Source organism: Pseudomonas sp. (genome assembly GCF_050739995.1).
Classification (GTDB): domain Bacteria; phylum Pseudomonadota; class Gammaproteobacteria; order Pseudomonadales; family Pseudomonadaceae; genus Aquipseudomonas.
In genome coordinates, this window is record NZ_JBOICG010000704.1 from 1 (window position 1) to 8,747 (window position 8,747).

General features: G+C 60.9%; 10 protein-coding genes and 1 pseudogene. 1 reads left to right on the forward strand and 10 read right to left on the reverse strand.

Features of this window, described 5'->3' with window-relative positions; translation table 11 throughout:
* Nucleotides 1-660, forward strand: a 660-nt coding sequence (locus ACRESD_RS23865; RefSeq protein WP_431753158.1) for an amino acid ABC transporter ATP-binding protein, incomplete at its 5' end; no start/stop codon positions are given.
* On the opposite strand, the gene ACRESD_RS23870 is transcribed toward ACRESD_RS23865, so the two are convergent.
* The 10 genes and pseudogenes from ACRESD_RS23870 to ACRESD_RS23915 form a co-directional block, all read right to left on the reverse strand.
* Nucleotides 655-2,562, reverse strand: a complete 1,908-nt coding sequence (locus tag ACRESD_RS23870) for a methyl-accepting chemotaxis protein (protein WP_431753159.1) — start codon at nucleotides 2,560-2,562, stop codon at nucleotides 655-657. The two genes, ACRESD_RS23865 and ACRESD_RS23870, sit on opposite strands and share 6 nt — an antisense overlap.
* A 127-nt stretch (nucleotides 2,563-2,689) precedes the next feature.
* Complete coding sequence (locus tag ACRESD_RS23875; protein ID WP_431753166.1) at nucleotides 2,690-3,562, reverse strand: methyl-accepting chemotaxis protein; 873 nt, start codon at nucleotides 3,560-3,562, stop codon at nucleotides 2,690-2,692.
* Nucleotides 3,548-4,606 (reverse strand): annotated as a pseudogene (locus ACRESD_RS23880) (methyl-accepting chemotaxis protein); the annotation flags it as partial. The gene ACRESD_RS23875 and the pseudogene ACRESD_RS23880, both read right to left, overlap by 15 nt.
* 104 nt (nucleotides 4,607-4,710) lie before the next feature.
* Nucleotides 4,711-5,418 (reverse strand): 16S rRNA (uracil(1498)-N(3))-methyltransferase, encoded by a 708-nt coding sequence (locus ACRESD_RS23885; RefSeq protein ID WP_431753160.1) that lies wholly within the window; start codon nucleotides 5,416-5,418, stop codon nucleotides 4,711-4,713.
* The gene (tatC, locus tag ACRESD_RS23890) at nucleotides 5,415-6,203 is read right to left on the reverse strand and encodes a twin-arginine translocase subunit TatC (RefSeq protein ID WP_431753161.1); all 789 of its coding nucleotides are present in this window, start codon (nucleotides 6,201-6,203) and stop codon (nucleotides 5,415-5,417) included. The genes ACRESD_RS23885 and tatC overlap by 4 nt, the downstream gene beginning before the upstream one ends.
* A complete protein-coding gene (gene tatB, locus ACRESD_RS23895) occupies nucleotides 6,200-6,601 on the reverse strand; it encodes a Sec-independent protein translocase protein TatB (protein ID WP_431753162.1) in 402 nt (133 codons plus the stop codon). Before tatB ends, tatC begins: the two co-directional genes overlap by 4 nt.
* A 10-nt stretch (nucleotides 6,602-6,611) precedes the next feature.
* Nucleotides 6,612-6,890, reverse strand: a complete 279-nt coding sequence (locus ACRESD_RS23900) for a twin-arginine translocase TatA/TatE family subunit (protein WP_053140487.1) — start codon at nucleotides 6,888-6,890, stop codon at nucleotides 6,612-6,614.
* A 25-nt stretch (nucleotides 6,891-6,915) separates the two neighbouring features.
* A complete protein-coding gene (locus tag ACRESD_RS23905) occupies nucleotides 6,916-7,248 on the reverse strand; it encodes a phosphoribosyl-ATP diphosphatase (RefSeq protein WP_431753163.1) in 333 nt (110 codons plus the stop codon).
* Between the two features lie 2 nt (nucleotides 7,249-7,250).
* Nucleotides 7,251-7,643 (reverse strand): phosphoribosyl-AMP cyclohydrolase, encoded by a 393-nt coding sequence (hisI, locus tag ACRESD_RS23910; protein ID WP_431753164.1) that lies wholly within the window; start codon nucleotides 7,641-7,643, stop codon nucleotides 7,251-7,253.
* A 41-nt stretch (nucleotides 7,644-7,684) separates the two neighbouring features.
* Nucleotides 7,685-8,747, reverse strand: a 1,063-nt coding sequence (locus ACRESD_RS23915; RefSeq protein ID WP_431753165.1) for an AarF/UbiB family protein, incomplete at its 5' end; no start/stop codon positions are given.

Sequence of the window (8,747 nt, forward strand, 5' to 3'; positions counted from 1 at the left end):
ACCCAGGTGGCCAAGGGCGAAGTGCTGGTGGTGATCGGTCCATCTGGCTCCGGTAAGTCCACTTTCCTGCGCTGTCTCAATGGCCTGGAGGAGTTCGACTCGGGCTCGGTAAGCATCGACGGCCTGCAACTGGCCGACCCGAAAACCGACGTGAACGCTTATCGCCGCGAAGTCGGCATGGTGTTCCAGCACTTCAACCTGTTCCCCCACATGACCGTGCTGGAAAACCTGTGCCTGGCGCAAAAGGTCGTGCGCAAGCGCGGTAAGAAAGAGCGTGAGGCCAAGGCCCTGGCGTTGCTGGAAAAGGTCGGTATTGCGCAGAAGGCCAACGAATTTCCATCACGCCTGTCTGGTGGCCAGCAGCAGCGCGTAGCTATCGCTCGCGCCTTGGCAATGGAGCCCAAGGTGATGCTGTTCGATGAGCCCACCTCGGCCCTCGACCCGGAAATGGTCGGTGAAGTGTTGGACGTGATGAAGACCCTGGCCCTGGAAGGCATGACCATGGTCTGCGTCACCCACGAAATGGGTTTTGCCCGTGAAGTGGCGGACCGGGTGCTGTTCTTCGATCACGGCAAGTTGCTGGAGGATGCCTCACCGGCCGAGTTCTTCGACGCACCGAAAGACCCGCGGGCCCAGGCCTTTCTGCGCCAGGTCCTATAGCCTGAACCTGCCTACCAGGGCCTGTAGATCCAGGCTCAACTTCGTCAATTGAACACTGGCGGCCGCCGTTTCCTCACTGGCGGCTGCCGTCTGTTCCGTCACATCCCGCACCTTCAATACACTGCGATTGATTTCCTCGGTCACTGCGCTTTGCTGCTCGGCGGCGGCCGCAATCTGCGGGTTCATTTCCTGAATGATCGAGACGATGCGGGCTATCGCGGCCAGTGCATCACCCGCATCGCGGGTCAGGCCGACGCTGTTGTCGGTGAGGTTGCGACTGCTGTCCATGATGTCCGCCACTCGCTGGGTGCCGGTGTGCAAGCCCAGAATCAACCCTTCGATTTCTTCAGCGGACTCCTGAGTGCGCTGGGCCAGACTGCGTACTTCGTCGGCCACCACGGCAAAACCCTCGCCAGCGCTGCCCGCCCGTGCGGCTTCAATGGCGGCGTTCAAGGCCAACAGGTTGGTTTGCTGGGACACCGATTTGATCACGTCCAACACGCTGCCGATTTTTTGGCCCTCTTGCTGCAAGGCGAGCATGGCCCGGCTGGAGAGTGCCATTTCGCTGGCCAAGTAGCCGATTTGCTCAGTCGCCTGGGTGATCACTTTGTCACCGGCGCTGGTCTGTTGGTCAGCACTATTTGCCGCCGTCGAGGCCAGCTCGGCATGTCGGGCAATCTCCTGGGCAGTGGCGAGCATTTCATTCATGGCTGTGGCCACTTGATCGGTTTCGTCTTTTTGGACGCTGATGCCGGCGCGGGTCTGTTCGGTGACGGTGGACAATTGTGTGGCGGCGCTGGCGATCTGCCGTGCGCTGTCGCCGATGTTACTGATCAGTGTGCGCAGGTTACGGGTCATTGTCCGGATGCTTTGCTGTAATTGACCCAGTTCGTCGCGGCGCTCCACCTCGATGTCGTGGCCCAGGTCACCGTCGGCGACACGATGGGCGGCGGTGAGGATTTCGCGCAGCGGCACGGCAATCTGTCGCGCGATCCACCACGCGGCCAGGGCGCCTAACAGCAAGGCAGACACTGTGACGCTGATCAGCAGTAGGCGTGTGTGGCTCGCTTCGTCATCGCGCCTGGCGTTCTGGCCTTCACTGAGCAGTTGGTTGTGCTGGCGCAGGTCATTGAGCTGTTGTTCAAAACGGTTTTGCACGGTTTCAGTGTTGAGCTGAGCTTCCTTGAGCTTGGCTAATTGCTCGCGATAGTTGGCCAGGTCGGTTTTGAGCAGGGCCGAGTCGACGGGCAGTGTGGTGACGGCGGTCTGGGCGACCTCCAGGGCCTCAAAAGTCTTGGTAATGGCCTCGGCGTAGGCTTGCAGTGATTGCGCGGCCCATGCGGGGCTCTGGGTGCGATTCTCTGCCTGCTCCATGACTTGGCGCAGGTGCTCAATGGCTTCCAAGGCTTGCTCGTCTTGTTGATCGGGTAGTTCGCTGGCGAGCTGGGCGAGTGTATCGCTGGCCTGTAGTGCTGCTCTTCTGAGCGAAGGGCGAATGCTTTCTCGTTGCTCGATCAAGGGCGGCAGTTCCACCAATGCCGCCTTGAAACCGGTAACCAGTCGCGTCGCTTCTTGCAGACGTTGCAGGTCGGCGGGGTCTTTCAAACGGCTTGAAAGGTAGGCCAGGTGCCTATCAATTTGCTCAATCTTAATCGCCATCTTGCCCAGGCTGTCGGCGTCCGTAAGGGTGCGGTATACGATGCGGTCGGCGCGCATGGCCTCAGTGTCGAGAGCCAGTTGCCCCAAGGCCGTCAAGTTGCTGGAGCGATACAGTGCGTCATTCAATGCTTGCCAGCCTGTAACGGCGATCAGGCAGCTGAGGATCAGTACTTGGCCGAAGCCCAGGATGAGCTTAAGGCGGACGCTGGCATTGACCAGCAAGCGGGTCAGCCGAGAAAACATGATGAACCTCCAATCAGAAAAGCGTTCCGTTGAAACGCTAAAACGATTCGAGGTGATGGCGGGCTGATAACTGCGTAGGAAGTTTCATAAATTGCGGCGGCCTTGATTGGCCGCCGCGATTAAAAGATCAGACGCGGAAGCGCCCGACCAAGGTCTGCAAATAGATGCCCAGGCGCGCCAGTTCTGCACTGGATGCGGCGGTCTCTTCGCTGGCCGACGACGTTTGCTCCGACACGTCGCGCACGTTCAGCACGCTGCGGTTGATCTCCTCGGCCACGGCGCTTTGTTGTTCGGCGGCGGTTGCGATCTGCGAGTTCATCGCCTGGATGGTCGAGACCGTGCGGGTGATGCTCGCCAAGGCGCTGCCTGCGCGGCGGGTCAGCTCGACGCTGCTGTCGGTCAGGCTACGGCTATTGTCCATGATGGTTGCCACATGCTGGGTGCCGCTTTGCAGGCCGACGATCAGTTCTTCGATCTCTTCGGTGGACTTCTGGGTGCGCTGGGCCAGGCTGCGCACTTCATCGGCCACCACCGCGAAACCGCGTCCGGCCTCACCCGCGCGGGCTGCTTCAATCGCTGCGTTCAACGCCAGCAGGTTGGTTTGTTGGGCCACCGACTTGATCACATCGAGCACACTGCCGATCTTGTCGCTTTCGCGCTTCAGATCGCCCATGGCCGCCGTGGAGTTGCCGACTTCGCTGGCCAGGCGCTCGATCTGGGCGATGGCTTCACCGACTACCTTGTCGCCTTCACGGGCCTGTTGGTCAGCGGCCACGGCGGCTTCGGAGGCTTCCTCGGCGTTACGCGCCACTTCCTGCACGGTAGCGGCCATTTCGTTCATGGCGGTGGCCACCTGGTCGGTTTCGACCTTCTGGCTGTTGACCCCGGCGCTGGTCTGTTCGGTCACGGCCGACAATTGCTCGGCGGCGCTGGCGATCTGGGTCACGCCGTCGCTGATGCCGCCGATCAGCTCGCGTAGGCCCACGGTCATGCTTTGCATGGCGCGTTGCAGTTGGCCCAGTTCGTCTTGGCGCAAAGAGTCGAGGTTGTGGCTCAGGTCGCCGGAGGCCACGCGCTCTGCGACTTTGAGGGTCTGGTTCAACGGGATGACGATCTGGCGGGTGATGGCCCAGGCGGCGACCATACCGAAAACCAACGCCAACACGGTGGCCAGCAGCAGCAGTTGTTTGGCCCGCGCCGCGTCAGCATCACGCACTGCCGTTTGCGACGTGGTGAGTTTTGCGCTGTGGCTCAGCAGGATTTCGCCTTGGGCGTTCATCGTCGCCAAGGCCGCCGCGCTGGCGACCTGGGAGTCACGATACTGGCTGACGGCAGCGCGATAGGCTTGCAGTGACACGCCGGCTTCTTGCAGGTTCGCCTGGTACGGCGTCGGTAGTTGGCCTTGCAGTTCGCTGATTTTTTTCAGGGCGTTGTCGATGGCATCCAGGGCTGGCTGTTCGGCCTCCGTCTTGCCGCTGTAGGTGTAGCCGCGAACCTGGAAGCGCGATTGCTGGATCAGCTTGCTCAAGTCCACCACGCTATTGAATTGGGTGACGCTGTCGCCCTGCAGCAAGGTTTTTTCGATCTCGTTGATCTTGGCCACGGCATTGTCGGCGGTATCGCCCAGCTGGCTGCGGGCACCTTCGCGCTTGAGGCCGGCCTGGACCATGGCGGCGAAGGCCTTTTTAAATTGATTCAGGGCTTCCAGTTGTTGCTCGACCAAAGCATTGTCGTCGGGTTGCTCGATCAGGGCTGCGGCGGTTTTCAGGCCACTGTCCAACTGCGTGAGCAGGCTATTGACTGCATCAGTGCCCTGCTCGCCGCGACGCATCTCGAAGTCCAGGCGTGCCAGTCGCAGGTCTTTGGTCAGGCTGTTGAGGTTGGAGATAAAACCCAGCTTGTCGCCGCGACTGATCACGTCGCCGAGGCCGGTCCAGCCGGTGAAGGTGATCAACAGCGTCAGGATCAACACCAAGCCAAAGCCAATGCTCAGCTTGCGATTGACGCTCACATTCCCCAGTTTTGCGGCTAACCAACGATACATGCTGCGATCTCCTTTGGAACAAGGCTTGGACTTATTCAAAGGTTATCGGCTGGCAGGGTTATATCTGTAGGAAAGCTGGAATTTGACCAAGAGCCTATTCGTGGTTAGAACAGGCGGGCGAGCAGGGCAGTGACGGCGGTTTCGACCCGCAGGATGCGTGCACCCAGTTGTACGGGCTGCAAGCCGGCCTTGGCCAGCAGGTCCACTTCGTAGGGAATCCAGCCGCCCTCGGGGCCAATGGCTAGCGTGACCGCTTCATCCAGCCCACGCGGGCAGGCTGGGTAATCACCGGGATGGCCGATCAGGCCCAGGGTGCCTGCGGTCATGGCCGGCAAACGGTCTTCAACGAACGGCTTGAAGCGCTTTTCGATAATGATCTCGGGCAGCACCGTATCCCGTGCCTGTTCCAGGCCCAGAATCAATTGCTCACGAATGGCTTCAGGTTCCAGGAACGGGGTTTGCCAGAAGCTTTTTTCCACGCGGTAGCTGTTGACCAGTACCACTTTCGGCACGCCCATGGCCGCGACGGTTTGCAGCACTCGGCGCAGCATTTTCGGGCGCGGCAGGGCCAGTAACAGCGTCAGAGGCAGCTTGGCTGGCGGCGGCTGGTCGAAGCTGACTTGCAGCTCGGCTTCCGCCGCTTCCAGGCGCAACAATTGCGCATTGCCCATCAGCCCGCCGATGCGGCCAACGCGCAGGCTGTCGCCGACGGCGGCACGGTGAACGTCCTGCATGTGCACCAGGCGGCGATCACGCAGGATCACTCGGTCGGCCGCGATAAAGTCGGCCTCTTCTAGTAGCAGCAGGTTCACGGCTGGGTCGCTGGCGGCTGGTCGTCGTCGGTTTGGTCATCCGGGTGCTCGCCGCGCTTGCTCACCAGGCTGCCGAACAGGATGCCGATTTCGAACAACATCCACATCGGAACGGCCAGCAAGGTCTGCGAGAAGATATCCGGTGGGGTCAGGATCATACCGACCACAAAGCAGCCGATGATCACGTACGGACGGATCTTGCGCAGGTATTTGACGTCGACCACGCCGATCCATACCAGCAGCACCACGGCCACCGGAATTTCGAAGGCCACGCCAAAGGCAAAGAACAGCGTCATCACGAAGTCGAGGTAACTGGTGATGTCGGTCATCATCTCCACGCCGGCCGGGGTGGCGGCGGCGAAGAACTTGAAGATCAGCGGAAACACCAGGAAGTAGGCGAACGCCATGCCGGTGTAGAACAGCAGGATGCTCGACACCAGCAGCGGTACGGCGATGCGTTTCTCATGCTTGTACAGGCCCGGCGCGATAAAGCCCCAGATCTGATGCAGGATCACCGGGATCGCCAGGAACAGCGAGACCATCATGGTCAACTTCAGCGGCGTGAGGAACGGCGACGACACATCGGTGGCGATCATCGTCGCGCCTGCCGGCAGGTACTGGCGCAATGGCGTGGAGACGAAGGTATAGATCTGCTGGGTAAAGGCGAACAGCCCGGCAAAGATGATGAAGATGGCCGCTACGCAACGCAGCAGGCGGGTACGCAGCTCGGTGAGGTGCGAGACCAGCGGCATGTGCTGGTCGTTTTCCGGTTTATCAGCGCTCATGGGGCTCGCGGCGGCAATGTAGGGTCATGGGGCGCGGGCGACGCGACAGGCGTCGGCGCAGGCTCGGTTGGCGCAGGGGGGGTGGCTTCTGCGACGGGGGCTGGCGCAATGCTGTTTTCGGCCACAGGCTCCACCGGCTTGGCCGGCTCCTGTACCGGCGACAGGATTTTCCGGGCTTCCTGTTCCAACGACAGAATGTGTTCGTTGTGCAGTTGGCGACGGATCTCGTCGGCGCCGATTTCCCGTTCAACTTCCTGTTTGATGGCGTTGAAACTGCGTTTCAGGCGCCCGATCCACAGGCCGGCCGTGCGCGCTGCACCGGGCAGGCGTTCTGGCCCCAGCACCAGCAAGGCCACGAGGCCGACGAGTAGCAGTTCAGAGAAGCTGATACCAAACATTAGTCAGTGCTCACGAGTCTTTGCGGGTCGGCTCTTGGACTTTCTCAGCCTGCACGTCGAAGGTGCGACGCTCGGTGATCGGCTGGGTAGCCTGCGGGTGCACAGGCTGCGCCGGTGGCACCGGGTTGGCGGCCGGGTCGGCCGGTTTTTCGTCGTCGTTCATGGCTTTGCGAAAGCCCTTGATCGACTCGCCCACGTCGGTGCCCAGGTTCTTGAGTTTCTTGGTGCCGAACACCAGTACCACCACCACCAGAATGACGATCCAGTGTTTCCAGTCAAAAATGCCCATGCTGCAATTCCTCTGTGAAAGTTATTCAGGCGGACGGGCGCGAGGCCTTCTCGGTGTGTCCGGACAAGCCGAAGCGACGGTCCAGTTCGTCCAGCACGGCCTGTGGGTGCTGCCCCAGTTGGGCGAGCATGACCAGGCTATGGAACCACAAGTCGGCGGTCTCATAGATTACATCGCTGTAATCGCCGCTGATCTGCGCATCTTTGGCGGCGATGATCGTCTCGACGGATTCTTCGCCAAGTTTTTCCAGAATCTTGTTCAGACCCTTGTGGTACAGGCTGGCGACATAGGAGCTGTCGGCGTCCGCGCCTTTGCGGTCTTCCAGCACCTGGGCCACACGGTTCAGGGTATCGCTCATGTTCAGTGTCCTGCGGAGTAGATGGCGTGCGGGTCTTTGAGCACCGGTTCCACAACCTTCCATGCGCCGTTCTCGAACACGCGATAGAAGCAGCTGTGACGGCCGGTATGGCAGGCGATGTCGCCGATCTGCTCGACCATCAGGATCACCACGTCGGCGTCGCAGTCGATGCGCATCTCGTGCAGGGTCTGCACGTGCCCGGACTCTTCGCCCTTGCGCCACAGTTTGCCACGCGAACGTGACCAGTAGATGGCGCGCTGCTCAGCGGCGGTGAGGCTCAGGGCCTCGCGGTTCATCCAGGCCATCATCAGCACGCGCCCGGTCTTGTAGTCCTGGGCAATGGCCGGCACCAGGCCGTCGTTGTCCCACTTGATCTCGTCCAGCCAGTCTTTCATGTTCGGCTCCGGCAATTTGCGACAGTGTATAACCGGATCGGCTATCGACGCACGATCAGATAAACACCCACCGCGATCATGATGCCGGCCGGCCAGTGACCCAGCTCATTCAGCGGTCCGCCGATGGCCAGTATCACACCGCCCGCCAGGTGTGCGCCGCCCAACAGGCGCAGGAACCAGTCGTCCTTAGGCTTTTGCCAGGTCGGTGCCGGGTCCTGGGCGTGGGGCTGGGACATACGCTCAAGCAGGTCGCGGGTCATGTTGGCCAGGTGCGGCAGCTGTTCGAACTGGCTGTGCAGGTTGCCAATCAAGGTTTTCGGGCTGACCCGCTCGCGCATCCAGCGTTCCAGGAACGGCTGGGCGGTGTTCCACAGGTCGAGGTCCGGATACAACTGACGGCCCAGGCCTTCGATGTTCAGCAAGGTTTTTTGCAGCAAGACCAACTGCGGCTGCACTTCCATATTGAAGCGCCGGGCGGTCTGGAACAGGCGCATCAGCACCTGGCCAAAGGAAATATCTTTTAACGGTTTTTCAAAGATCGGCTCGCATACGGTGCGGATCGCTGCTTCGAATTCATTGAGTTTGGTCTCCGCCGGCACCCAGCCCGAATCGATGTGCAACTGCGCCACGCGGCGGTAGTCACGCTTGAAGAAAGCGAACAGGTTGCGCGCCAGGTAATCCTGGTCTTCCGGGGTCAGGCTGCCGACGATGCCGCAGTCGATCGCAATGTACTGCGGGCTCCACGGGTTCACGGTGCTGACGAAGATGTTGCCCGGGTGCATGTCGGCGTGGAAGAAACTGTCGCGGAATACCTGGGTGAAGAAGATCTCTACACCGCGCTCGGCGAGCATCTTCATGTCGGTACGCTGGTCGGCCAGGGTGGCGAGGTCGGTGACTTGCACACCGTAGATGCGTTCCATCACCAGCACTTTGGGGCGGCACCAGTCCCAATACACTTGCGGCACGTACAGCAACGGCGAGCCTTCGAAGTTGCGCTTGAGCTGGCTGGCATTGGCCGCTTCGCGCAACAGGTCGAGTTCGTCGTAGATGGTTTTTTCGTAATCGTTGACCACTTCTACCGGGTGCAGCAGGCGGGCGTCGGCC

Coding starts and splice junctions, on each gene's coding strand:
- hisI (WP_431753164.1), bottom strand. CDS start 7,643: ATGAAAGACTGGCTGGACGAGATCAAGTGGGACAACGACGGCCTGGTG.
- ACRESD_RS23875 (WP_431753166.1), bottom strand. CDS start 3,562: ATGCAAAGCATGACCGTGGGCCTACGCGAGCTGATCGGCGGCATCAGC.
- ACRESD_RS23870 (WP_431753159.1), bottom strand. CDS start 2,562: ATGTTTTCTCGGCTGACCCGCTTGCTGGTCAATGCCAGCGTCCGCCTT.
- ACRESD_RS23900 (WP_053140487.1), bottom strand. CDS start 6,890: ATGGGCATTTTTGACTGGAAACACTGGATCGTCATTCTGGTGGTGGTG.
- tatB (WP_431753162.1), bottom strand. CDS start 6,601: ATGTTTGGTATCAGCTTCTCTGAACTGCTACTCGTCGGCCTCGTGGCC.
- tatC (WP_431753161.1), bottom strand. CDS start 6,203: ATGAGCGCTGATAAACCGGAAAACGACCAGCACATGCCGCTGGTCTCG.
- ACRESD_RS23905 (WP_431753163.1), bottom strand. CDS start 7,248: ATGAGCGATACCCTGAACCGTGTGGCCCAGGTGCTGGAAGACCGCAAA.